The sequence below is a fragment of the Campylobacter concisus genome (assembly GCF_002165785.1).
Classification (GTDB): Bacteria; Campylobacterota; Campylobacteria; order Campylobacterales; family Campylobacteraceae; genus Campylobacter_A; species Campylobacter_A concisus_W.
In genome coordinates, this window is record NZ_NDYO01000006.1 from 261,923 (window position 1) to 288,396 (window position 26,474).

A 26,474-nucleotide genomic window follows, 5' to 3' on the forward strand; every position below is an offset into this window, starting at 1 on the left:
ATGAGGCACTTTTTGACGTTAAATGACTTTAGCAAAGACGAAATCGAGCAGATGATAAATTTAGCCCGCAAGATCAAAAAAGAGGCGAAGGCTAGAGAATTTAAGCCATATCTTAAAGATCAAAAGCTTGCGATGATATTTGAAAAAAGCTCGACTAGAACTAGAGTGAGCTTTGATGTGGGTATGCATGAGCTTGGCGGATATGCACTATTTTTAAGCAAAAATGATATACAAATAGGCCGTGGCGAGCCAATCCGCGACACCGCTAGAGTGATAAGCAGGATGTGCGACATGGCTATGCTAAGGGTCGATAGGCACGAGACGTTAGAAGAATTTGCTAAATTTTCAAGTGTGCCAGTGATAAACGGCTTAAGCGATAAATTTCACCCAGTGCAGCTCATGGCAGACTATCTTACGATGCTTGAATTTAGCGCAGGCGAGAAGGTCGCATACGTAGGAGATGGCAACAACATGACTCGCTCGTGGCTCATGCTAGCAAGTAAGCTAGGACTTGAGCTAAGAGTAGCTACGCCAAAAGGCTACGAAGTGGACGCTGAAATTTTAAAAATGGCTAATGAAAACGCAAAAATTTCAGGGGCGAAAATTTTTATCACAAGTGATATAAAAGAAGCGGTAAATGGTGCCGATGTAGTGACTACGGACACTTGGGTATCGATGGGTCAAGAGGCCGAGAAAGAAAAGAGGTTAAAAGACTTTGCTGGATACTGCGTGGATGAAAATTTGATGAGCTTAGCTAAAAAAGACGCGATATTTTTGCACTGCTTGCCAGCTTATAGGGGCTACGAGGTGAGCGAGGCAGTTTTTGAGAAGCACGCAGATGAAATTTTTAGCGAGGCTGAAAACAGACTTCATGCCCAAAAAGGCGTGATGGTCTGGCTGGATGAGAGAAGAAGATGAGCAAAGAGAAAAATATATATGATGAGATAGATGAGATCGGCAATAACCTTGGGCTGAGTAGCCCTGAAAAGACGATCTTTGAGATAGTTTCAACCAAAAATCCAAATGAGCATATTTTAAATTTAAAAAGTGGCTCTTGGGACTCAAAAGAGCCGTGGTTTGGTATTGATGAAAATCAAAATTTACACACGGTAATCTCTGTAAAATCGCTTTCGGCTTTGATCGAGGTCTTAAAAGAGTCGCAAAAAGAGAATTTTGATCTAAGGCTTGAAAAGACGATCTGGCAAAACATACCGGTTGATTTTAGCGATGTTTGGGTGGTTGCTATGGATGAGATAAAAAAGATCGCAAGCGATAAAAAAAGTAGACAATTTAATATTGATCTTGACAAACTGGTAAAAAATATCAAAAAAGAGCACCCAAATTTATTTGTAGACATAAAAGAGGTGATTCAAATGGCAAGGAGTAGGGCAGATGATTGATTTTAGTGCTTATGTGAAGTATTCAAGACCAGGGCCAAGATATACGAGCTATCCGACGGCACCGGAGTTTAGTGATAAATTTAGCTACGAGGCTTATATAAAAGAGCTTGAAAATCGCGATAAAAAAAGACCACTTTCGCTTTATCTGCACCTGCCATTTTGCAGGAGTGCTTGTTATTTTTGTGGCTGTAATGTCATTTACACTAGCAAAGAGGATCGCAAAGAGAAATATATAAGATATATAGAAAAAGAGCTTGAAATTTTAACTCGCCACCTGGATACTAGCGCTGAGGTCTTACAGATGCACTTTGGCGGCGGCACACCAACATTTTATAATGCCGCTCAGCTTGATGAGATCATAAAACTAATCAAAGCTAAATTTAAAAATTTCTCAAAAGAGGCTGAGATAAGTTGCGAGATAGATCCAAGATTTTTAACAAACGAGCAGCTTGACGTGCTCATATCTCATGGCTTTAACCGCATAAGCTACGGCGTGCAAGATTTTGATGAAAAGGTACAAAAAGAAATTCATAGAATTCAGCCCTATGAGATCACTCAAAATGCTGTAAAAATGGCTAGAGAGAAGGGCATAAAATCAATCAATATGGACCTGATCTATGGCCTGCCGTATCAAAGCCTAGAGAGCTTTAAAAAGACGCTTGAGCTTGCTCTTACACTTGATCCTGATAGACTTGCGGTATTTAACTACGCTCATATACCTTGGATAAAAAAATCAATGCGCAAATTTGATGAAACCACATTGCCAAATCCAGAAGTGAAGCTTGAAATTTTAAAATTTACAGCTGAGTTTTTAACTAAAAATAGCTATAAAATGATCGGAATGGATCATTTTGCAAAGCCAAACGATGAGCTTTTTGGTGCTCTTGCAAATGGTACTTTGCATAGAAATTTTCAAGGTTACACAACAAAAGGTGGTGCTGATCTTATTGGTATAGGCGTGACAAGTATCGGTGAGTGTAAAAGACACTACGCACAAAATCATAAAGATATGGACGAGTATGAAAAGGCGATCTATAGTGGAAAGTTGCCATATGCAAAGGGAATTTATCTAAGTGATGAAGATCTACTTAGAAAGAGTGTGATTATGAACTTAATGAGTAATTTTGGGCTTGATATCAAAGCCATCGAGAATGAATTCCATATAAATTTCTTTGAACACTTTAAGGAAGAGCTTGAGGAGCTTAAAAATTTAAGTGAATTTGTCAATGTTACAGCAGATAAAATCAGTGTAAATGAAACTGGAACACTGATAATACGAAATATTGCAATGTGTTTTGATGAATATCTAAAGAAAATTCCCGAGAATTTAAGGCGATTTTCTAAAACTATATAAAAATTATTTTTTTGTCATTAGATATTTAAAATGCATTTAATATTTCTTGGTGTATAATTCGTATCAAAATTTAAGTATAGACTTAATAATAAAATAAGGTAATAAAGTAATAAGGATCTTAGTTATGAAAAAGATGTTAGCAATTAGTGTTTTGGCAGCAACTTTACTGTCAGCTCAAGATGTTTCTTATAGGATTTTTCTAGCTTCATTTGCACAAGATGATAATCAGGCTAGAATCGACAGTGCTATTAATAAAGTTAATAGTAAAATTTCTGATAGTAGGCTGACCACAGGTATCTATGAGGTTGGTGGACGAAAATTTTTATATGTTGACACGACTCCGATCTCTGAGGATGAAGCTAATAGTCTATTAGTTAAAGTTCAAAACGAATCAGGCTATAAAGATGCTTTAATGAGAGCAAAAGCACCTGTGGCTGATACTCAAACAACAAAAAAATCTAATATAGAACAAGCTATATCAACTGAAGTAAAACCAGTAGCACAAGTTGATGATGGAGTTTTGACTTTAGATCAAGTTATAAAGACTATTTTAAATGAAAATCCAAGTTTAAAAGCTACAGAATTTAACTATCTACAAGTTGGCAAAGATCTAAAAATAGCAAAAAATGCCTATTATCCAACACTTGACGCTGCTGCTAGAGTGGGATATGAGAAAAAACGCCTTGATGATGGAGTTTCTACAAGAAGAGGAGATGGAAGAATTTCTGGTACATCTCTAACCTTGGTTGAAAATTTATACAATGGTGGTGCTGATAAAAATAGAATAAATTCTCAAAGTGCAAGGCTTGATTCAGCTGCTTATTCAGTAGCACAAGCTGCAGATAGACTTACATTAAATGCTGCAAATGCTTACTTGCAAGTTCTTCAAACTAAGAGAATTTTAGACATTGAAGAAGAAAACGTAAAGAGTCATGAGGAAATTTATAGTCAAATTAAAGATAGAGCAAGATCAGGTTATGGCGTAGCTTCTGAAGAGAGACAAGCTGGATCACGCTATACTCTAGCTCAATCAAACTATACAGCTGCTAAAAATAACTATGAAGATGCACTTTCTACATTTGAGAAATTATATGGAAAAAAAGTTGCAGCTAAAAATTTAGTAATGCCTGAGTTTAGCCTTCCTTTGCCTAGCACGAAAGAAGCTGTTTACAACAAAGCTATTCTTTGCAATCCGTCACTTTTGGTTCAAAAATCAAATATTGCTATGGCAGAGTCAGTTGTAAAAGAGAAAAATGCGCTATTCTTACCAAAATTAGATCTTGTTGTATCTGGTGCGTATGATCATTCAAATGTTTTATATGACAATTATGAAGAACAAACATTTGACGCACTTTTAAGACTAAACTATAATCTTTACAATAAAGGCAATGATAAACTAGATAAAGAAAAAAGCCAACTTGCCGTTCAACAAGAGCAACAAACTTTGGATAATCTTGTAAGAGAGCTTAAAGAATCTTTGGAATTTTCATGGCAAAATTATGTTCTTAACCAAGAAAAAATGGGATATCTAAATCAACACGTTGAATATGCTAAAGCTACACTTGATGCTTATCAGGATGAATTTAGAATCGGTCGTCGCGATCTTATAAACTTGCTTGATGCTGAAAATGAATATAACTCTGCGTTAAAAGAGATTGCTACAACTGAGACAGCACTATCTTATGCAAAATACAGACTGTTAGATAATATGGGAATGATCTCAGATAGCTTTGAACCAGGTTTTGCAAAGAGATACATTCAAGGTGCTTGCAGCATTCAAAACGATTTAAGATAAAAATGTAAAAAGTAATGACCATGAGGGTCAAGATAAATTTTTGGACGCTTATTGTAAGCGTCTTTTTTTTATTATTAGCAAGTGCTATTGGAGATTTTATAAAATCAACAACCATAGCAAAGGTAGCTAAAATTTATGGAGAAGATGCAAGAAGAAGGGCTTCTGCTCTAAATTCTTTAATGACTTCATTGCAAGATGCAACTGAACAAGAGAAATTAATAAAAGTAAATGACTTTTTTAACTCTTTTAGATGGGTTGATGATATGCAGCTTTGGCACAAAAAGGATTATTGGGCTACTAGAATGGAATTTATAGGAAAAGGTGCTGGTGACTGCGAAGACTACGTTATTGCAAAATATTTTACACTAAAGCAGCTAGGAATTCCAACTCAAAAATTATACTTCACATATGTTAAAGCCTTAAGATACAATCAAGCTCATATGGTTTTAGCATACTACGATACACCAAAATCTATTCCATTAATTTTAGATAACATAAATGGTAAAATAAAAATCGCAACTCAAAGAACAGACCTTGTTCCGGTTTATAGTTTTAATGGTGATTCGCTATACTTGGCAAAACAAGAAGGTCTTGGTCAAGCAATACCAGGTGGAAATAAAAAACAAAATCCTAAGTGGATGGAACTAATAGATAGGATAGGAAAAGAGGATTTATGACGCTATTTAAACAAATTATGATCGCCGTGATAACTTTTGGTATCATGATTTTTATGGCTGTTGGCTACTTAAATTTTAAGAGCCTAAATGGATATATTAATGACCAGCTTGGTGAAAACGCAAGACATACAGCAAATTCGCTTGGACTCGCTTTAAAGCCTATTATCGATCCAGATGACATGTCCTTGGCTCAAACAATGATAAATTCTATGTTTGACAGCGGCAGATACAAGCTTATCAAACTTGAAGATGTTGATGGCAAGGTTCTTATTGAAAATTCTCAACAAACTGTTGTTAAAGATATTCCTGAGTGGTTTTACAAAATAGCCAAGTTTGAAGCACCAATAGCAGATAGCGAGATTATGACTGGTTGGGCAAAATTTGGCACGCTTTATGTTCAAGGCAGCACTGCACTTGCCTACAATGAGCTTTATACTAACTCAAAAAATATTTTTAATTTTCTTCTTCTAATGGTAATTGTCACTCTTGTGGTGGCATATTTTGCTCTAAAAGCTATTTTTAGACCGCTTATGAAGGTTCAAGATCAGGCTGAGGCCATACTTGATAATAAATTTATTATTCAGAAAAGAATTCCATTTACAGCTGATCTTAAAAAAATGGTTCTAGCTATGAACTCTATGGTTAGTAAGGTAAAAGACATTTTTGAGAGAGAGGCAGCCACACTTAGTAAGTATCAAGAACTTTTATATAAAGATACAATGAGTGGTGCTAATAATAGAAGATTTTTTCAAACTAAATTTAGTGAGTATCTAGCAAGTGAAGAATATTCAAGTGGTGTTGCTTTACTTGTTAGTTTTAAAGATCTAATAAATTTAAAAAGTACGCTTGGCTTTGAAAAATGGCAAAGTGTTATAATGAAAATAGCTCAAATTTTACAAGAAAAATCAATTCATAATGATAAAAATGCGATTGTTACAAGACTTAACGATAATGATTTCATCGTACTTTCGTATGGTAGAAATTCGTCAAATTTCTTGGCTCTATGTGATGAAATTATGAACGAGTTTAAAAAGCTTTATGCAAATTTTGCACTAAATGATAGCGAGTATCCAGTAAATGCTGCGATAGTAGAGTATTCACCAAATACTGATATCAAGACACTTCTTACTTCAGCTGACGTTACATTGGCTAGCTCAAGACTTGCTGGTAGCTTTACATATAAGGTATTTAATGAAAATCAAAATACTTTAGTGATTGGTAAAGAGAAGTATAAAGAGCTTATTTTTGACTCAATAAAAGAAGATGAATTTAAATTTGCAGCTCAAAAAGTGATTGATCTTAATTCAAATTTTGAACAGTATGAGCTTTATTTGAGGCTTGTTGATAAAGATGGCGTATGGCGTATGGCCTCATATTTCATGCCGATGGTAAATGAGCTAAATTTAGGTGCAATGCTTGATCTTCATATCTTAAATAGGGTAGCCAGAATTTTACCGGAGAATATCTTACCAAGTGGCAACTTGGCCATAAATTTAGGAAAAGAGATATTAAATTCAGATGAAAATTTTTCAAAACTTGAAGCTACACTTAAAAAGATAAGTCAAATTTCGAAATATAAAAACTATATAGAAATTCCAAATAAAGACGATATTAGCATAGAAAGTATAGTTAAGCTTACTAAAAAATTAAAAGAACTTGGCTTTGGATTTGGTTTTGACCACTTCGAGCTTAATGCAAAAGGTATCGAGAAACTAAAAGAATTTAACCCTGATTATGTAAAAATTCAGTCAAATGTCTTGATTGACTTCTTAAGTGATAAGTCAGGAGTAAATACAAAACAATCACTTGATGTTGTTTTAAGCTCAAAAGATATTATTTTGATCGCAATCGGTGTTGAAGGCGAAGAGCAGAAGAAAAAGTTAATCGATCTTGGCATTAAAAATATGCAAGGAATTTATATAGATGAAATCAAGAACATTGGATGATAGATGCATAGTGATAAGATAAAAGATGAGCTGCTTCAATGTTTGGTTATTTTTACCAAGCTTCATAATAATCCATACAGTGCCGATGCTTTAACTATTGGCTTGCCAGTAAAAGATGGCGATGAGATTGAGCTTTTTTCACTTAAAAGCTCAAGGTCTTTATTTTCTCGTGCTGCTTCTCGTGCCGGCTTTGCTTCTACCCTTGTAAGAAAAGATCTTGAACAAATCTCTCCTTTAGTTTTACCTTGCATTTTAATGCTTAGAGGAAAAAAAGCTTGCATCTTGCAATCTTTTAGTAAAGATAAAAAGACAGCAAATATCATAACACCAGAACTTTCAACTGGTACTAGCGCGATAGAAATAAGTAAATTAAAAGAAGAATATTTGGGCTATGCGTACTATTTAAAGCGCGAGTTTGTTCCAGAGGATACTAGCTCAACAAAGCTAATTGATGCGGGCAATGATCATTGGTTTTGGGGAACTCTAAAACGTTCAAAAAAGATTTATTTTGATGTTGTTCTTGCAAGTTTTATTATAAATTTATTTGTTCTTGCTAGTCCGCTTTTTACGATGAACGTATATGACCGTGTCGTGCCAAATAATGCAGTTGAGACACTTTGGGTCTTGGCGCTTGGCGTAAGTGTAGTTTATGGCATAGATCTTTTCTTAAAATTTGTAAGATCATATTTTCTTGAGATTGCTGGCAAAAAGAGTGACATCATAATGAGTTCTATTTTATTTGAGCGCGTTATGGATATGAAATTTAGCAATAAACCAAAATCTGTTGGCTCATTCGCCAGTAATCTAAAAGAGTTTGATACAGTTAGAAATTTCTTCTCGTCAGCCTCATTGGCAGCTATTGTGGATCTTCCATTTGCGATCATTTTCTTGATAGTTACTTATTTTATAGGAAGTTATATCGTACTCGTACCAATTGTTATTATGATAGCTATTTTATGTTACACATTTTTTATAAAAGATCCACTTCAAAATGCTATTAAAAGTACATTTGAGGCTTCGGCTATAAAAAATGGAATTTTAATAGAGAGCCTTAGTAGTCTTGAGACCATCAAAACTCTTGGTGCTAGCGGACATATACAGTGGAACTGGGAAGAGGCAACCGGTGAAATAGCAAATAGAAGCATTAAATCAAAAATTATCACAACTTCGATAACCACTGTTACATCTTTTTTAGTGCAATTAAACACTATTGCCATCATCGTTCTTGGCGTCTATATGATACAAGATACGCATCTTACAATGGGTGGTCTTATTGCTGCGGTTATGCTTAGCTCTCGTGCTATCGCTCCTATGGGGCAGGTAGCTTCACTAGCTGCAAATTTTGAGCAGACAAAAACAGCCTATCAAAGTCTTAGTAAGATTATGCAAATGCCTGTTGAAAGGCCAGAAGGTAAAAAATTTGTTAGAAGAAATTCTTTTGATGGAAAGATCGAGTTTAAAAATGTAAGCTTTACTTATCCAGATACCACAAAAGGTTCGCTTGATAGGATAAATTTTGTTATTCAGCCAGGTGAAAAAGTTGGCATTATAGGCAAAAATGGCTCTGGAAAAACTACCTTACAAAAGCTCATTTTGGGACTTTACTCACCAACTGAAGGCTCAGTGCTAATTGATGGTATTGATATTAACCAAATCGATCCAGCCGATCTTAGGCGAAACATCGGCTACGTTCCGCAAGATGTTGTGCTTTTTAAAGGAACGGTTAGAGAAAATATTGTTCAAAAAGCACCATATGTTGATGATATTCAGATTATAAAAGCAGCCAAAATAAGTGGAGTTGATGAATATGTAAATGCTCATCCACTTGGATTTGACATGCCAGTTTTTGAAAGAGGTGACGGCATAAGTGGCGGACAGCGTCAAAGTATAGCTGTGGCTAGGGCATTTTTGCTAGATAGTCCTATTATTTTGCTTGATGAGCCAACAAATTCTCTTGATAATACAGTTGAAAATAAGTTAAAAATAAATTTAAAGACAAATACAGCAAATAAAACGATGCTGCTTGTCACGCATAGGACGTCAATGCTAGATCTTGTTGATAGACTTATAGTTATGGACAATGGCAAAATTTTATTGGACGGACCAAGAGATGAAGTTTTAGCAAGACTTAGTGGGAAGTGATCATGCAAGAAGATATCAAGAATAAACAAAATGAAAATCCAAAAACTGAAAAAAGATTAATTTCTGAAAATAACATAAAAGAACAAGAGGAAACTAGTAATAAAATTTTAAATAGTGTAGATGATATAAAGTCTAATCTTCAAACAAAAAATTATGATGCTTATGATTTGAAATTTATGTCAAGTCTTTCTGAGGCTGTTTTGGCTAAAGCCCCATCAACATCTAAAAAGATACTCTATACAGTTGCTATAACTATGTTTTGGCTTCTTATTTGGGCCTCTTGGGCACAAATAGATGAGATCACAAGAGGTAGTGGTAAGATCATCCCGTCTGGAAAAAACCAAGCGATACAAAATCTTGAAGGCGGTATAGTCGATCAAATTTTTGTAAAAGAGGGCGATGAAGTCAAGAAAGATCAAATTCTAATAAGGCTAGATAATAAAAATTTTACGAGTAGTTATGGTGAGTCAAAACTAAGACTTGATGAACTTCAAGCAAAATTTATGAGACTTGATGCTGAGGCGAATGATAAGGAATTTGACTATGACGAAGCTAGAGATGCAAACAATAGCAAGGCCATAAGATATGAGCTAAGTCTGCATAATTCAAATATTGATCATTTAAATGAACAAATAGGAATTTTAACAGAGCAAATTCATCAACGCCAGAGTGAGTTGGTCGAACTAAAAAATAAAATTTCTCAAACTCAGAATAGCTATAATCTTGTTCTAAAAGAAAAGGCCATTATGGAGCCAATCTTTAAAAAAGGTCTTGTTAGTGAGGTTGAATACATCCAGCTTCAAAGACGCGTAAATGATCTAAGAGGTGAGCTCGATGCTGCCGTTCTTGCTGTACCAAGAGTTGAATCAACTATAAAAGAAGCTAAAAATAAGATCGAAGAAGCAAAACTCGCATTTAAAAACAATGCAAAAAAGAGCTAAATGAAGTTTCAGCAGAGATCGCAAGGATAAATGAATCACAAATCAGCCTAAGTGATAGAGTGGAAAGAACATATGTAAGATCTCCAGTAAATGGTATCGTCAGCAAAATGATGGTTCATACCGTATCGGGAGTTATAAAGCCTGGCGAAAATATTGCCGAGATCGTTCCTCTTGAGGATAAATTGGTTGCTGAAGTAAAAGTAAAACCAGCTGATGTTGCATTTTTGAGGCCTGGACTTGATACGATGGTTAAATTTACGGCTTATGATTTTAGTATTTACGGTGGTTTAAAAGGCAAAGTAACGCAGATTAGTGCCGATACGGAGACTAATGAAAAAACTGGCGAGAGCTATTATTTAGTCAGGATAGAAACTGAGAAAAATTATCTTGGTAGCGAAGAAAAACCGCTTAGAATAAAAGTTGGTATGATAGTCTCAGCTGATATCATTACCGGCAAAAAGACAATACTTGATTATTTATTAAAGCCTATTTTAAAGGCAAAACAAAATGCCTTAACGGAGAGGTAATGGGCAAGATCGCTTTTTATGATAAGAAATTTGGTGAATATGAGATTGAAAAATTTCAAGATTTACAAAATTTCTATCTCATAAAAGATGATCATTGCTGCGATATAGTTAATGATGAAATTGAACGATTTAAATTTAGTGATTGTGAAATGGATTTTTTACAATTAGTAGATGTTGCTAGTAGACATAAAAAACTATTTGAAAATATAAAAATTCAAGATGATATAGTAAGAAATATTAAAATTTTAATAAAAGGCTATGACCAGAGTTTGGATAAATTTGACTTTGATCCTGGAATTTTAAATTTAAACACTCCTTATAAATATGCTATATCACAATATTTTTTTGAAATGACTATTTTTTTAGAAGAAAAACCTTCTGTGGTTACTAAATTTTTCTCATCAATAGATTACAAGATATACAAAAACGGCGAAAGTCGTCATATAGAATTTTTTATAAATAGTAAAAAAATTTATGAAAGAATCATATAAATAATCCAAGGAAAGGTAATGCAAGTCATTTTATTTACACAAAATAGTGCATTAAACAATATTTGGAGAAGCTATTTTACTGGCAATAGCGATGTGAAATTTATACATAATAGAAAAGAGTTTTTTTCTCATATAAATGATGATGTTGATATTATAGGCATTGATATTGATGTTTTTAAAGATAATATTGATGATGTTATAAAAAATATAATTGAAAATTCCCCAAATATAAAAATACTCATACTCTCAAATAGACCAACGATAAACGAAGGCAAGCATCTGCTTACGCTTGGAATCAAGGGCTATGCAAATTCTCACATGAGAAAGACACACTTTGAAGATGCTTTTGAAGCTATTTTTAATGGAAATATATGGCTTTACCAAGAATTTGTTCAGGCAATGATTAGTGAGCTAACCGGCTCATATATTAATAGTGAAAGTGAAAAGGCAGATAAAAGGACTGACCTCTCTGAACTTAGTTCAAGGGAAAGAGAAGTTGTAGATTTAATCTATCAGGGTCTAACAAATAATGAAATTTCAGAAAAAACAGGTATTACACTAAGAACAGTCAAAGCACATACAAGCTCGATTTATAGTAAGCTAAATGTAAAGGATAGAATAGGGCTTGTGCTTTTGATGAAGCAGCTTGACGCATAAAATCTTGACTTGTTTTTTGAAAAAATAAGATTCTTCGTCAAAAACTATAAATTTTTATACATGCGCCCATAAAGAAATACATATACAACTTTTACTAGCTGAAGAATACAATAAATATAAAATTTTCAAATAAAAAATAATTTGCTAAAATCTCAAATAAAAAATTCTAGCAAATTTATTAATAGCCGAGATAAGAAATCAGAAACTTTAGTCTTCCAAATCGATATCTACTTTTTCAACATTTGTTATGATGTCTTTTGTATTTTTTTCGATATCGTGTTTATTTTTTTCAATAAGTGATCTATTTTGTCCAATCAAATCCCTATTTTCTTTAATGCCATCGCTATTTTGTTCAATTAATTTGCTAAGAGTTGATATTCTTTTCTCATAACGTATCATTAAAAAATAAATTACGTAAATTAGTAATAAAATTATCGCCCAAGGTAAAAATTGCATATTAAATCCTTATATATTTTTTGTAATTATAGAAATTTTAGCTTTTAAAAAAAATAAAACCATAAAAATTATACATATTTTATAAATACTTAATAATGCATTACGGATTTAAATGTAATAAAAATTTGTATTCTTAAATGGTTATATTTTATGATTTTAATTTTTATGAAAATTTTTTAAATTTCCCTTGACTTTTACCTTGTTTTGATATATAATTGCCACTTCACAAAACAGGTGCTGGTGTAGCTCAGTTGGTAGAGCTACTGCCTTGTAAGCAGTGGGTCGGCGGTTCAAGTCCGTTCACCAGCTCCATTTTTGTAACAGTGTTTGACCAGAAAATACCAAAATAGTTTATTAATGTTTAAGGTGAGATACTCAAGCGGCCAACGAGGGCAGACTGTAAATCTGCTGACTATGTCTTCCGTGGTTCGAATCCACGTCTCACCACCATTGTTATGCGGGAGTAGCTCAGTTGGCTAGAGCATCAGCCTTCCAAGCTGAGGGTCGCGGGTTCGAGCCCCGTTTCCCGCTCCAAAATTTGGGAAAATAAACTGGGAGCTGTATCTAGATTTTACTAAACACAGTTATTCCTTACTTTATTTTCAAAATTTTTAGTTGTTTGTATTATTTAATTGGAATCATCTCTGCCAAGCGTTTTTCGCTCATATGGCTCAGAGGTAGAGCACTTCCTTGGTAAGGAAGAGGTCGCGGGTTCAAGTCCCGCTATGAGCTCCACTGGTTAATATGATTTTATTATGATTATACAAATTTGGTAAAAAAGACATATATCACATACGGAGGAAAAGATGGCTAAAGAAAAATTTTCACGTAACAAGCCGCACGTAAACATAGGTACTATTGGTCACGTAGATCATGGTAAAACTACATTAACAGCTGCAATATCTGCTGTTCTTTCACGCAAAGGACTTGCTGAGCTAAAAGATTATGATAATATTGATAATGCTCCAGAAGAAAAAGAGCGTGGTATTACAATTGCTACTTCACATATTGAGTACGAGACAGAGAAACGCCACTATGCCCACGTTGACTGCCCTGGTCACGCCGACTATGTAAAAAATATGATTACAGGTGCTGCGCAAATGGATGGAGCTATTCTAGTCGTTTCTGCAGCTGATGGTCCAATGCCACAAACTAGAGAGCATATTTTGTTATCACGCCAAGTTGGTGTTCCATACATTGTTGTTTTCATGAACAAAGCTGATATGGTTGATGATGCTGAGCTACTTGAATTGGTTGAAATGGAAATCCGCGAATTACTTAATGAGTATAATTTTCCAGGCGATGATACACCTATTGTTTCTGGTTCAGCACTTAAAGCTCTTGAAGAGGCAAAAGCTGGTCAAGATGGCGAATGGTCAGCAAAAATTATGGAATTAATGGACGCAGTTGATAGCTATATTCCAACTCCAGTTCGTGCAACAGATAAAGATCTTCTTATGCCAATCGAAGATGTTTTTTCGATTTCAGGTCGTGGTACAGTTGTAACTGGTAGAATTGAAAAAGGTGTTATAAAAGTCGGTGACACAATTGAAATTGTTGGTATTAAGCCAACTCAAACAACAACAGTTACTGGTGTTGAAATGTTTAGAAAAGAGATGGATCAAGGCGAAGCTGGTGATAATGTCGGCGTTCTTCTCCGTGGTACCAAGAAAGAGGATGTCGAGCGTGGTATGGTTCTTTGCAAACCTAAATCAATTACCCCTCATACAAAATTTGAAGGCGAAGTCTATATTTTGACAAAAGAAGAAGGTGGTCGCCATACTCCTTTCTTTAATAACTATAGACCACAATTCTACGTAAGAACAACTGATGTTACTGGCTCAATTACGCTCCCAGAAGGAACAGAGATGGTTATGCCAGGTGATAATGTAAGAATTTCTGTTGAATTGATTGCTCCAGTAGCACTTGAAGAAGGCACTCGTTTTGCTATCCGTGAAGGTGGTAGGACTGTTGGTTCAGGTGTTGTTTCAAAAATACTTGGTTAATTTATAAAAATTTGTCAAAGGGAGGATATCCCTTTGATATCTTAATAAGGACTTATATGAGAATTAAAATTGGTTTAAAATGCTCCGAAAGTGGTGATATAAATTATACAACAACTAAAAATAGTAAAACTACTACGGATAAAGTTGAACTTAAAAAGTATTGCCCAAGATTAAAAAAACATACTATTCATAAAGAAGTTAAATTAAAAAGTTAATTAAGAAGCTATTAGGGCAATAGCTCCAACGGTAGAGCGCTGGATTCCAAATCCAATGGTTGGGGGTTCGAATCCCTCTTGCCCTGCCACGACTAAGGTTAAGATTATGGAAAAAATTATAAATTATATTAGGCTTTCTAAATTGGAAATAATGAAGGTTATTTATCCTACAAAAGAACAAATTAGAAATGCTTTTTTTGCAGTTTTTATCGTAGTTGCTGTTGTATCACTTTTTTTAGCTCTTGTTGATGTTATTATGTCCTTTGTTTTATCTAAAGTTATATAATATAAGGAAAAAGTAATGTCACATAAATGGTATGCTATACAGACTTACGCTGGAAGCGAAATGGCAGTAAAGAGAGGAATTGAAAATTTAGTAAAAGATCATGGAATAGAAGATCAACTAAAAGAAATTATAGTTCCTACAGAAGACGTAATAGAAATAAAAAATGGTAAGCAAAAAATCAACGAAAGAACTCTTTATCCAGGTTATGCTTTTGCATGCTTAGACCTTGATACAGCTCTTTGGCACAGGATTCAATCTTTACCAAAAGTTGGACGTTTTATTGGCGAGGCCAAAAAACCTACGCCATTATCTGAAAAAGATATAAATACTATTTTGGAAAAAGTTCAAAAAAGGGCTGCACCAAAACCTAAGATATTCTTTGAGGATGGTGAGAGTGTTCGTATAACAGAAGGTCCTTTTGCTAACTTTACAGGTATTGTTGAAGAATATGACATGATACATGGCAAACTTAGGCTTAATGTTTCTATTTTTGGTAGAAGCACCCCTGTTGATATTTTGTATTCACAAGTTGAGAAGATAATTTAAGGAGCAAGAAATGGCTAAAAAAGTTATAGGTGAAATAAAATTACAAATTGCTGCAACAAAAGCAAATCCTAGTCCACCAGTTGGTCCAGCTCTTGGACAAAAAGGTGTTAATATTATGGAATTTTGTAAAGCCTTTAATGAAAGAACAAAAGACATGGTTGGGTTTAATATTCCAGTTGTTATAACTGTTTATGCTGATAAGAGTTTTACATTTATCACAAAACAGCCTCCTGCTACAGATCTTATTAAAAAGGCTGCAGGTATAACAAAAGGAACTGATAATCCTTTAAAAAATAAAGTAGGCAAATTAACAAAAGCTCAAGTTCTAGAAATAGTTGAGAAAAAACTTATTGATTTAAATACAAACGATAAAGAGCAAGCAGCCAAGATTATTGCTGGCTCAGCTCGCTCAATGGGTGTCGAAGTAGTAGACTAAAGCCTTTACCGTCAGGTTGATTAGCAAAAGACGGAAGCAATATATATGCGGAGAAATTTATGGGAAAAACTAGCAAGAGATTTCAAGAATTGCTCAAAAAAGTAGAGCAAGATAAAATTTATAATCTTAGTGAGGCTATTGATACGGTCAAAACTTTAGCTTCTGCTAAATTTAATGAAACAGTTGAGATTGCATTAAAATTAAATGTTGATCCAAGACATGCTGATCAAATGGTCCGTGGCTCAGTTGTTTTACCAGCTGGTACAGGTAAAACTGTAAGAGTTGCTGTTATTGCTAAAGATACTAAAGCTGATGAGGCAAAAGCAGCTGGTGCTGATATTGTTGGCGCAGATGATTTGGTCGAAGATATTCAAAAAGGTATAATGAATTTTGATGTTCTTATAGCTACTCCAAATTTAATGGGTCTTGTAGGTAAGGTCGGTAGAATTTTAGGACCAAAAGGATTAATGCCAAACCCAAAAACTGGCACAGTTACAATGGATGTTGCACAAGCTGTTAATAATGCAAAAAGCGGTCAAGTAAATTTTCGTGTTGATAAGCAAGGAAATATACATGCAGGTCTTGGTAAAGTTAATTTTACTAAAGAACAATTAAATGAAAATATTTCAACATTTATTAAAGCGATCAATAAACATAAGCCTGCAACCGCAAAGGGTAGATATGTTAAAAATGCTTCGTTGTCTTTGACAATGAGCCCATCTATAGCTCTTGATACTCAAGAAGTTATGGACTTAAAATAAAACTAAAAATTAAAATTTATATCTTAGATTGGAGATAGCCGAGGCCATTGGGCTTAATTGATTCGACCCGCTCTGCTTGAAATTACCGGTCGGAAAGGAGAAAAAGTGACACGTAACGAAAAAACTGAAGTTGTTGCAAAATTAGAGAGTGAATTTAAAACTGCTGAAGCTATTGTAGTTTGTGACTATCGTGGCCTTTCAGTAAAGAAACTTGAAGTTTTAAGAAATTCTGCTAAAGAACAAAATGTAAAAGTTCAAGTTATTAAAAATACTCTTGCAAATATTGCTCTTAAAAATTCTGATAAAGTCGGAATGGAACTCAAAGATACAAATATCTATCTTTGGAGCGAAGATCAATTGGCAGTAACTAAAGTGGCCGCAAAATTTGAAGAGTCTAATGCTGATCTTTTCAAAATAAAAACAGCTTATATTGATGGCGAAGTTGCTAGCGTTGATAAAGTTAAAGCTCTATCTAAAATGCCTAGCCGTGATGAACTTATTGCGATGCTTTTACAAGTTTGGAATGCGCCAATTCAAAATTTCACAATTGGTTTGAATGCGCTTAAAGAGAAAAAAGAACAATCAGCTTAATTTAAATTAAAAAAAATAATAAGGATTAAAAATGGCAATTACTAAAGAAGATGTATTAGAGTTTATATCTAATCTTTCTGTACTTGAACTTAGTGAACTTGTAAAAGAGTTCGAAGAGAAATTTGGTGTTAGCGCAGCTCCTGTAATGGTAGCTGGTGGTGCTGTTGCAGCAGGCGGTGCAGCAGCTGCAGCAGAGGAAAAAACAGAATTTAACATTGTCTTGGTTGATTCTGGTGATAAGAAAATCAACGTTATTAAAGTTGTTAGAGCGCTTACTGGTCTTGGTCTTAAAGAAGCCAAAGACGCAGTTGAGGGAACACCATCTGTTCTTAAAGAAGGTGTTAGCAAAGATGAGGCTGAGGCAGCTAAAAAAGAGCTTGAAGAAGCTGGTGCTAAGGTTGAACTTAAATAATTTTTTATTATTTGAGCTTAATATTTCAAGAGAGGGCACAGGCTCTCTCTTTTTTAAATTTTAGATGCCTTGTTAAAAGGCTATACTTTTCTTTCAAAATTACCACGAGGTAGATGCAATGTTAAATAGCTTATACTCAGGAAATCGTCTTAGGGTTGACTTCTCTAATGTCGTTAAAGAGATAGACGTTCCGAACCTACTACAACTACAAAAAAAGAGCTTTGATAATTTTTTAAATCTAAATAACAATCAAACTGAAAGCGGTATCGAAAAAGTTTTTAAGTCGATTTTCCCTATACATGATCCGCAAAATCGTTTGACTTTAGAGTATGTTGGCTCAGAAATTGGAAAACCAAAATATACGATCAGAGAGTGTATAGAAAGAGGTCTTACATACTCTGTAAATTTAAAGATGAAAATACGTCTTATCGTTCATGAGAAAGATGATAAGACAGGTGATAAAGTCGGTGTTAAAGATATAAAAGAACAAGAAATTTTTATACGCGAAATTCCACTAATGACTGATAGAATTTCATTTATTATAAATGGTGTTGAGCGCGTTGTTGTAAATCAACTCCATAGAAGCCCAGGTGTTATTTTTAAACAAGAAGAGAGCGCGACTGTTGCAAATAAATTAATTTATACAGCTCAAATAATACCTGATCGTGGCTCTTGGCTACATTTTGAATATGACACAAAAGATATTTTATATGTTAGAATAAATAAACGTAGAAAAGTGCCAGTAACTATATTATTTAGGGCGCTTGGATATAAAAAACAAGACATTATTAAGTTGTTTTATCCAATACAAAATTTAGTTATTAAAAATAACAAATTCTTAACTCTTTTTAATCCTGAAGATTATTTGGGAAGAGTTGAATATGATATAAAAAACGAAGATGGAGAAATTCTTCACCAAGCGGGCAAGCGTCTTACTAAGAAAAAAGCTGACAAGTTGATCGAGGATGGAGTAAAATTTGTTGAATACCCAGTTGAAGCACTTATTGGTAGATATTTGGCAAACCCTGTAATAAATACAGAGAGTGGAGAAATTTTATATGATACACTATCTGCTCTTGACGAGAATAAACTTGCGAAGATTTTAGCTGAGTATGAAAGTATTGAGATTATAAATAACTCTGCTGCTGGTGTTGATGATGCGATTATAAATTCTTTCATAGCTGACAACGATATGCTTAAGGTTTTAAAACAAACTGAGGGCATTGATGATGAAAATGATCTTGCGGCTATTAGAATTTATAAGGTTATGAGACCAGGAGAGCCAGTTGTAAAAGAGGCCGCAAAGAGTTTTGTAAATGATATGCTATTTAACCCTGAGAGATACGATTTAACAAAAGTTGGTCGTATGAAAATGAATCATAAGCTCTCACTTGATGTACCAGAATATGTTACTTTACTAACAAGTGAAGATATCATAAAAACTGCAAAATATCTTATAAAAGTTAAAAATGGACAAGGTCACATTGATGACCGAGATCACCTTGGCAACCGCCGTATAAGGTCAATCGGCGAGCTACTTGCTAGCGAACTTCACCTCGGTTTTGTAAAGATGCAAAAGGCTATCCGCGATAAATTTACAAGTTTAAGTAATAATACCGAAGAGATTATGCCATACGATCTCATTAATCCAAAAATGATTACTGCCACAATTATGGAATTTTTCACAGGCGGACAGTTAAGCCAGTTTATGGATCAGACAAACCCACTTAGCGAAGTTACTCACAAGCGCCGTCTATCTGCGCTTGGCGAGGGTGGCTTAGTAAAAGAGCGTGCTGGCTTTGAGGTGCGTGACGTTCACCCAACCCACTACGGCAGAATTTGTCCGGTTGAGACTCCAGAAGGTCAAAATATTGGTCTTATCAATACGCTTTCAACCTATGCAAAAGTAAATGATCTTGGCTTTGTTGAAGCTCCTTACAAAAAAGTTATAGATGGCAAAGTGACTGATGAGATAGTTTATTTAACCGCAACTCAAGAAGAGGGCAATGTTATAGCTCCAGCATCAACTAAACTTGATGAAAATGGACACATCGTTGAGGACTTGATTGAGGTTAGAAAAGATGGCGAGATGATGCTTGCCCGTAGAGAAGATGTTACTTTGATCGACCTTTGTTCTGGTATGATAGCTGGTGTTGCGGCTTCACTTATTCCATTCCTAGAACATGATGATGCTAACCGTGCTCTCATGGGTTCAAACATGCAACGTCAGGCAGTACCACTACTTCGCTCAACTGCTCCTATTGTTGGAACAGGTATGGAAAGCGTTATTGCAAGAGATGCATGGGAAAGCGTAAAGGCAAGACGTAGTGGTGTGGTTGAGAAGGTTGATAATAAAAATATATTTATTTTAGGTGAAGATGAAGCTGGTCCATATATCGATCACTACTCATTAGAGAAAAATTTAAGAACAAACCAAAATACGACTTTTTCACAACATCCGATCGTTAAAAAAGGCGATGAGATTGTTGCTGGTCAAATAATCGCTGACGGTCCAAGTATGGAAAAAGGCGAGCTAGCTATCGGTAAAAACGCACTAATCGCATTTATGCCTTGGAATGGCTACAACTACGAAGACGCGATCGTCATTAGTGAAAAAATGATACGTGAAGATGCTTTTACAAGTGTCCATATCTATGAAAAAGAGATCGAAGCTCGTGAGTTAAAAGACGGGGTTGAGGAGATAACAAAAGATATACCAAACGTCAAAGAAGAGGAGCTTATACACCTTGATGAAAGTGGTATTGTCAAAATTGGTACAGAGATCAAGCCCGGCATGATCCTTGTTGGTAAAGTATCTCCAAAAGGCGAAGTTAAACCAACCCCAGAAGAAAGACTTTTGCGTGCGATCTTTGGCGAAAAAGCTGGTCACGTGGTAAATAAATCGCTATACGCTTCAGCTTCGATGGAAGGCGTGGTTGTTGATGTTAAAATTTTCACTAAAAAAGGTTATGAAAAAGATAGCAGAACAAACAAGGCTTATGAAGAGGAGAAGACGCTTTTAGAAAAAGAGCATCATGATAGACTGCTTATGCTTGACCGTGAAGAGATGCTAAAAGTTACAGCGCTTCTTTCTAAGAACCCGCTAGCGAGCGATCAAGAGGTAAATAAAAAAGAGTATAAGAAGGGCTCAAAGATCAATAAGGCTGATCTTGAAAATATAAATAGATTTACCCTAAATGCTATCGTTAAAAGCTTTTCAAAAGATATCCAAAAGAAATATGACGAGTTAAAAAATTACTTCCAAAATGAGAAGAAAAAGTTCAAAGAAGAGCACGATGCTAAGATAGAAATTTTAGAAAAAGATGATATTTTACCAAGCGGTGTTGTAAAACTTGTAAAAGTTTATATAGCTACAAAACGCAAACTAAAAGTTGGCGATAAGATGGCTGGACGTCACGGTAACAAAGGTATTGTTTCAAATATAGTAAGAGAAGTCGATATGCCTTACCTTCCAAGCGGCCAGATCGTAGACATCGTGCTAAACCCACTTGGCGTTCCAAGCCGTATGAACATCGGTCAAATTTTAGAGAGCCACCTTGGTCTTGTTGGTTACCGCTTAGGCGAGCAGATCAATGAAATTTTTGAGACCAAAAAAGGCGAGTGGATAAAAGAGCTAAGAGCCAAGATGATAGAGATAGCAGGCGTTGCTAAGCTAATGGATGCTAAAAAAGCTCTTGGCAAGATGAGTGATGAGAAGCTTCTTGAGTATGCAAAAGATTGGAGCAATGGTGTAAGATTTGCAACTCCGATTTTTGAAGGCGTTAAGGCTGACGAATTTGCAAAGCTATTTGAGATGGCAAAGATAGATAGCGATGGTAAAACTGAGCTATATGACGGACGTACAGGCTCAAAGATAAGAGAGCGCGTTAATGTTGGTTGTATGTATATGCTAAAACTTCACCATTTGGTTGATGAGAAAGTTCACGCAAGAAGTACTGGACCATACAGCCTTGTTACGCAGCAACCAGTTGGCGGTAAGGCGCTATTTGGTGGTCAAAGGTTTGGTGAGATGGAGGTTTGGGCACTTGAGGCTTATGGTGCCGCTCATACACTAAGAGAGATGCTAACTGTAAAATCAGATGATGTTGAGGGAAGACTATCTGCTTATAAAGCTTTAACAAGAGGTGAAAACGTTCCTGAGACTGGTATCCCTGAGACGTTCTTTGTTCTAACAAACGAGCTAAAATCACTAGCTCTTGATGTAGAAGTATATGATGAGGATGAGACAAATGAAACTAACTAATTTAAAACCAGTTGAGATAAAAGAAGAGCATAGACCTCGTGATTTTGAAGCTTTTCAACTTCGTTTAGCAAGTCCTGAGAAGATAAAATCTTGGAGTTATGGCGAGGTTAAAAAACCAGAGACTATCAACTACCGTACGCTAAAACCTGAGCGTGACGGCTTATTTTGTGCGAAAATTTTTGGACCGATCCGTGATTACGAGTGCCTTTGTGGCAAATATAAAAAGATGCGTTATAAAGGCATCAAGTGCGAAAAGTGCGGTGTTGAAGTAACAACATCTAAAGTTCGCCGCTCTCGCATGGGTCACATTGAGCTTGTAACTCCAGTGGCTCATATCTGGTATGTAAATTTCTTACCAAGCCGTATTGGCGCACTTCTTGGTATTAAGATGAAAGATCTTGAGCGCGTACTTTATTATGAGGCATACATTGTTGATAATGCTGGTGAGGCTTATTACGACAATGAAAATTCTAAAAAAGTTGAAAAATACGACGTTTTAAATGAAGAGCAATATCAAAGTCTAGCTTCAAGATATGAAGAGACTGGCTTTACGGCTAGAATGGGTGGCGAGGTCATCTATGATATGCTAGCTGAACTTGATTTGATGCAAATCCTAAATCAACTAAAAGAAGAGATGGAGGCTACAAACTCTGAGGCTAAGAAAAAGACTATCGTAAAACGCCTAAAAGTTATTGAGAGCTTTTTAAATTCAGGTAACCGCCCAGAGTGGATGATGATAACAAATTTACCAGTTCTTCCGCCTGATCTTAGGCCGCTAGTCAGCCTTGATGGTGGTAAATTTGCTGTTTCGGACGTAAACGACTTATATCGCCGTGTAATAAACAGAAACAGCCGTCTAAAACGTCTACTTGAGCTTGATGCGCCTGAAATCATTATCAGAAACGAAAAGAGAATGCTTCAAGAGGCTGTTGATGCACTATTTGACAATGGCCGCAGAGCAAATGCAGTAAAAGGCGCAAATAAGCGTCCACTAAAATCACTAAGTGAGATCATCAAAGGTAAGCAAGGCCGATTCCGTCAGAATTTGCTAGGTAAGCGTGTTGACTTCTCTGGACGTTCTGTTATCGTCGTTGGTCCAAAGCTAAAAATGGATCAGTGCGGTCTTCCAAAGAAGATGGCTCTAGAGCTATTTAAGCCACATTTGCTTGCTCGCCTTGAAGAAAAGGGCTATGCGACAACTGTTAAGCAAGCTAAAAAGATGATAGAGGATAAGACAAATGAGGTTTGGGAGTGTCTAGAAGAGGTCGTTAAAGACTATCCAGTTATGCTAAACCGTGCTCCGACACTTCACAAGCTTTCTATCCAAGCGTTTCACCCAGTGCTTGTTGAGGGCAAGGCTATCCAACTTCACCCACTAGTTTGTGCGGCGTTCAACGCAGACTTTGACGGTGACCAAATGGCTGTTCATGTGCCACTATCACAAGAGGCTATCGCTGAGTGCAAAATTTTAATGCTTAGCTCAATGAATATTTTGCTTCCTGCAAGCGGTAAGGCTATTACAGTCCCTTCACAAGATATGGTTTTAGGAATTTATTATTTAAGCCTAGAGAGAAATGACGAAAAAGGTGCAAATAAAATTTTCTCAAGCGTTGATGAAGTAATGATTGCTGAAGAGGCTAACACTCTTGGCCTTCACGCTAAAATCAAAACAATGGTTGATAACAAGATCATCTTTACGACGGCTGGTCGTTTGATACTAAGAGCAATACTACCTGATTTTGTTCCTGATAATATGTGGAATAAGATCATGAAGAAAAAAGATATTGCAAATTTGGTTGATTATGTTTATAGAAATGGCGGTCTTGAAGTAACGGCTGACTTCCTTGATAAGCTTAAAAATTTAGGCTTTAGATATGCGACAAAAGCGGGAATTTCTATCTCTATCGCAGATATCATCGTACCAGATAGCAAGCAAAAATATATCGACGAAGCTAAGAAAAAAGTTCGTGAAATTCAAAAGCAATACGGCGCTGGTCTTTTAACAGATAGTGAGAGATACAACAAGATCATTGATATCTGGACAGACACAAACAACAGCGTTGCAAGCGAGATGATGAAGCTTATCCAAAATGATAAAGGCGGATTTAACTCAATTTATATGATGGCGGACTCAGGTGCGAGAGGTAGTGCAGCACAAATTCGTCAGCTAGCTGGTATGCGTGGTCTTATGGCAAAACCTGATGGTTCGATCATTGAAACGCCGATCATTTCAAACTTCCGTGAAGGTCTAAATATAATGGAGTACTTTAACTCTACCCACGGAGCTAGAAAAGGACTTGCAGATACCGCGCTAAAAACAGCTAACGCTGGTTACTTAACAAGAAAGCTAATCGACGTAGCTCAAAACGTTAAGGTTACAATGCATGACTGCGGTACGCACGAGGGTGTTGAAATCACAGATATTACAGAGAGTGGCGAGCTAATAGAAAGCCTTGAAGAAAGAGTATTAGGCCGTGTTTTAGCAGATGATGTGATCGATCCTATAACAAATGAAATTTTATTTAGCGAAGGCACGCTCCTTGATGAAGAAAAAGCTAGAGCTATAACTGAGGCTGGTATAAAATCAGTGAGTATTAGAACACCTATTACGTGCAAAGCACCTAAAGGCGTTTGTGCAAAATGCTATGGCTTAAACTTGGGCGAGGGCAAACTTGTAAAGCCAGGTGAAGCAGTTGGTATTATCTCAGCTCAGTCTATCGGTGAGCCAGGTACTCAGCTAACGCTAAGAACATTCCACATCGGTGGTACGGCTTCTACTGAGCAACAAGATCGTCAAGTAATCGCCCAAAAAGAAGGTTTTATCAGATATTACAACCTTAATACTTATGATAACGGTGATAAGAAGATCGTTGCAAATAGAAGAAGTGCGGCTGTACTACTTGTTGAACCAAAGATTAAATCAACGATTGACGGTAAAATAGAGATCGAATATGCCCACGAAGATGTAAATATCGTGATAAAAGGTAAAAAAGAAGAGGTTAAATATACAATTAGAAGAAACGATCTTGCTAAGCCAAATGAATTAGCTGGTGTTAGCGGAAAGATCGAAGGAAAGATGTATATACCTTATGTAAGTGGCGATAAAGTAAAAGAGAATGAAAGTATCGTTGAGATCATAAAAGAGGGTTGGAATATCCCAAATCGTATCCCATACGCTAGTGAACTTAAAATTTCAGACGGAGACCCTGTAACTCGTAAAATTTTAGCTGACGCAAATGGTGTGGTTAAATTTTTCATATTAAAGGGTGATTATCTTGATAGGGTTAAAGATATCAAAAAAGGTCACAAGGTAACTGAAAAAGGTTTCTTTGTAGTTGTTTCTGATAAAGATGGACGTGAAGCAGTTCGCCATTATATCCCAAGAAATTCTATCATCCAAGTATCAGATAATGATGCGGTAGAAAGAGCGACAGTGGTCTCACTACCTGAAAAAGATGACAAGCTAATAATCGCTGAGTGGGATCCATACTCAACTCCAACTATCGCAGAAGAGGCTGGTGTGGTTAGCTTTGAGGATGTTGAGCCAGGATATAGCGCGACTGAGCAAGTTGACGAGGCAACTGGTCAAAGACGTCTTGTTATCAACGAGTATTTGCCAAGTGGCGTAAAACCAGCGATTATTATCACTACAAAGAGCGGACATTTGATCAAGTATCCGCTTGATCCAAAAACTGCGATCTTTGTGTCAAGTGGCGACGAAGTAGCTCAAGCTGACATTTTGGCTAAGACTCCAAAAGCTGTTGCTAAGTCAAAAGACATTACTGGCGGTCTTCCAAGAGTTAGTGAGCTATTTGAAGCAAGACGCCCTAAAAATACAGCTATCGTTGCAGAGATCGATGGCGTTGTTAGATTTGACAAGCCACTTCGCTCAAAAGAGCGCATCATCATCCAAGCAGAAGATGGCATGACAGCTGAGTATTTGATCGAAAAGAGCCGCCAGATCCAAGTAAGAGACGGCGAATTTGTTCATGCTGGTGAAAAACTAACAGACGGACTTATCTCAAGCCACGATATCTTAAGAATTCTTGGTGAAAAGGCACTTCACTACTATTTGATCAGTGAAATTCAGCAAGTTTATCGTCGCCAAGGTGTTGCGATCGCAGATAAACATATCGAGATCATCGTCTCTCAAATGCTTCGCCAAGTTAAAATCGTTGATAGCGGAAATACAAATTTCATCGTTGGCGATATGGTATCAAGAAATAAATTTAAAGAAGAGAACGAGCGCATCATGAACATGGGTGGCGAACCAGCTATCGCTGAACCGATCCTCCTTGGTGTTACAAGAGCAGCTATCGGAAGTGATAGCGTGATCTCTGCTGCATCGTTCCAAGAGACAACTAAAGTCTTAACAGAAGCATCGATTGCTGCTAAATTTGACTATCTTGAGGATCTAAAAGAGAACGTCATCCTTGGACGTATGATCCCAGTTGGAACTGGTTTTTATAAGGATAAAAAAGTAAAAATCAAAGAAAACTAATACTTCAAGCCCCTATTTTTGGGGCTTAACTACTTTATAAAATTAAATCAATTAAAAATTTACAAGCTAT

At 35.8% G+C, this 26,474-nt stretch carries 20 protein-coding genes, 5 tRNA genes and 1 pseudogene; 25 read left to right on the top strand and 1 reads right to left on the bottom strand.

The window, feature by feature from the left end:
- From argF to B9N62_RS06150, 10 genes and pseudogenes are all read left to right on the top strand, one after another.
- Positions 1-918, top strand: coding sequence for an ornithine carbamoyltransferase (gene argF, locus B9N62_RS06105; RefSeq protein WP_087584800.1), 918 nt, complete (start codon positions 1-3; stop codon positions 916-918).
- Positions 915-1,400: a DUF2603 domain-containing protein gene (locus B9N62_RS06110; RefSeq protein WP_087584801.1), complete on the top strand. Its 486-nt coding sequence runs from the start codon at positions 915-917 to the stop codon at positions 1,398-1,400. The genes argF and B9N62_RS06110 overlap by 4 nt, the downstream gene beginning before the upstream one ends.
- Positions 1,393-2,754 carry an oxygen-independent coproporphyrinogen III oxidase gene (gene hemN, locus B9N62_RS06115; RefSeq protein ID WP_087584802.1) on the top strand — a complete coding sequence of 454 codons (1,362 nt, stop codon included), beginning with the start codon at positions 1,393-1,395 and terminating at the stop codon, positions 2,752-2,754. The genes B9N62_RS06110 and hemN overlap by 8 nt, the downstream gene beginning before the upstream one ends.
- A 124-nt stretch (positions 2,755-2,878) precedes the next feature.
- Positions 2,879-4,549 carry a TolC family protein gene (locus B9N62_RS06120; protein WP_087584803.1) on the top strand — a complete coding sequence of 557 codons (1,671 nt, stop codon included), beginning with the start codon at positions 2,879-2,881 and terminating at the stop codon, positions 4,547-4,549.
- A 20-nt stretch (positions 4,550-4,569) separates the two neighbouring features.
- On the top strand, positions 4,570-5,226 hold the full coding sequence (locus tag B9N62_RS06125; RefSeq protein ID WP_103577489.1) for a transglutaminase-like cysteine peptidase: 657 nt from the start codon (positions 4,570-4,572) through the stop codon (positions 5,224-5,226).
- On the top strand, positions 5,223-7,172 hold the full coding sequence (locus B9N62_RS06130) for a bifunctional diguanylate cyclase/phosphodiesterase (protein ID WP_087584804.1): 1,950 nt from the start codon (positions 5,223-5,225) through the stop codon (positions 7,170-7,172). Before B9N62_RS06125 ends, B9N62_RS06130 begins: the two co-directional genes overlap by 4 nt.
- A gap of 3 nt (positions 7,173-7,175) precedes the next feature.
- Positions 7,176-9,314 (top strand): type I secretion system permease/ATPase, encoded by a 2,139-nt coding sequence (locus B9N62_RS06135; RefSeq protein ID WP_087584805.1) that lies wholly within the window; start codon positions 7,176-7,178, stop codon positions 9,312-9,314.
- Positions 9,315-9,316: 2 nt separating this feature from the next.
- Positions 9,317-10,782, top strand: a pseudogene (locus tag B9N62_RS10950) (HlyD family type I secretion periplasmic adaptor subunit).
- Positions 10,782-11,273, top strand: a complete 492-nt coding sequence (locus tag B9N62_RS06145) for a DUF5416 family protein (RefSeq protein WP_087584806.1) — start codon at positions 10,782-10,784, stop codon at positions 11,271-11,273. The pseudogene B9N62_RS10950 and the gene B9N62_RS06145 overlap by 1 nt, the downstream one beginning before the upstream one ends.
- Before the next feature lie 18 nt (positions 11,274-11,291).
- A complete protein-coding gene (locus tag B9N62_RS06150; protein ID WP_087584807.1) occupies positions 11,292-11,930 on the top strand; it encodes a response regulator transcription factor in 639 nt (212 codons plus the stop codon).
- Positions 11,931-12,137: 207 nt separating this feature from the next.
- Here B9N62_RS06150 and B9N62_RS06155 read toward each other — a convergent pair whose 3' ends face one another.
- Positions 12,138-12,386 (bottom strand): hypothetical protein, encoded by a 249-nt coding sequence (locus tag B9N62_RS06155; protein WP_021090800.1) that lies wholly within the window; start codon positions 12,384-12,386, stop codon positions 12,138-12,140.
- A gap of 236 nt (positions 12,387-12,622) precedes the next feature.
- Here B9N62_RS06155 and B9N62_RS06160 point away from each other — a divergent pair.
- The 15 genes from B9N62_RS06160 (at position 12,623) to rpoC (ending at position 26,404) form a co-directional block, all read left to right on the top strand.
- Positions 12,623-12,698 (top strand) — tRNA-Thr (locus B9N62_RS06160).
- A gap of 53 nt (positions 12,699-12,751) precedes the next feature.
- Positions 12,752-12,836, top strand: a tRNA-Tyr gene (locus B9N62_RS06165).
- Positions 12,837-12,843: 7 nt separating this feature from the next.
- A tRNA-Gly gene (locus B9N62_RS06170) sits at positions 12,844-12,920 on the top strand.
- Positions 12,921-13,046: 126 nt separating this feature from the next.
- A tRNA-Thr gene (locus B9N62_RS06175) sits at positions 13,047-13,121 on the top strand.
- Between the two features lie 71 nt (positions 13,122-13,192).
- Positions 13,193-14,392 carry an elongation factor Tu gene (gene tuf, locus B9N62_RS06180; protein ID WP_021090663.1) on the top strand — a complete coding sequence of 400 codons (1,200 nt, stop codon included), beginning with the start codon at positions 13,193-13,195 and terminating at the stop codon, positions 14,390-14,392.
- A 56-nt stretch (positions 14,393-14,448) separates the two neighbouring features.
- On the top strand, positions 14,449-14,607 hold the full coding sequence (gene rpmG / locus B9N62_RS06185) for a 50S ribosomal protein L33 (protein WP_035167196.1): 159 nt from the start codon (positions 14,449-14,451) through the stop codon (positions 14,605-14,607).
- Between the two features lie 13 nt (positions 14,608-14,620).
- Positions 14,621-14,696, top strand: a tRNA-Trp gene (locus B9N62_RS06190).
- Between the two features lie 17 nt (positions 14,697-14,713).
- Entirely contained in the window at positions 14,714-14,893 is a 180-nt protein-coding gene (secE, locus tag B9N62_RS06195; RefSeq protein WP_035167317.1) for a preprotein translocase subunit SecE, read from the top strand.
- 15 nt (positions 14,894-14,908) lie between these two features.
- Positions 14,909-15,439 (top strand): transcription termination/antitermination protein NusG, encoded by a 531-nt coding sequence (gene nusG, locus B9N62_RS06200; protein ID WP_021090793.1) that lies wholly within the window; start codon positions 14,909-14,911, stop codon positions 15,437-15,439.
- A gap of 10 nt (positions 15,440-15,449) precedes the next feature.
- On the top strand, positions 15,450-15,875 hold the full coding sequence (gene rplK, locus B9N62_RS06205) for a 50S ribosomal protein L11 (protein ID WP_087584808.1): 426 nt from the start codon (positions 15,450-15,452) through the stop codon (positions 15,873-15,875).
- 59 nt (positions 15,876-15,934) lie between these two features.
- Complete coding sequence (rplA, locus tag B9N62_RS06210) at positions 15,935-16,636, top strand: 50S ribosomal protein L1 (RefSeq protein WP_087576838.1); 702 nt, start codon at positions 15,935-15,937, stop codon at positions 16,634-16,636.
- A gap of 105 nt (positions 16,637-16,741) precedes the next feature.
- Positions 16,742-17,227 (top strand): 50S ribosomal protein L10, encoded by a 486-nt coding sequence (gene rplJ / locus B9N62_RS06215; protein ID WP_021090459.1) that lies wholly within the window; start codon positions 16,742-16,744, stop codon positions 17,225-17,227.
- A gap of 31 nt (positions 17,228-17,258) precedes the next feature.
- Positions 17,259-17,639: a 50S ribosomal protein L7/L12 gene (gene rplL / locus B9N62_RS06220; protein WP_021090592.1), complete on the top strand. Its 381-nt coding sequence runs from the start codon at positions 17,259-17,261 to the stop codon at positions 17,637-17,639.
- Between the two features lie 118 nt (positions 17,640-17,757).
- Positions 17,758-21,903, top strand: a complete 4,146-nt coding sequence (rpoB, locus tag B9N62_RS06225; RefSeq protein WP_087584809.1) for a DNA-directed RNA polymerase subunit beta — start codon at positions 17,758-17,760, stop codon at positions 21,901-21,903.
- The gene (gene rpoC / locus B9N62_RS06230; protein WP_087584810.1) at positions 21,890-26,404 is read left to right on the top strand and encodes a DNA-directed RNA polymerase subunit beta'; all 4,515 of its coding nucleotides are present in this window, start codon (positions 21,890-21,892) and stop codon (positions 26,402-26,404) included. The genes rpoB and rpoC overlap by 14 nt, the downstream gene beginning before the upstream one ends.
- Positions 26,405-26,474: the final 70 nt, after the last annotated feature.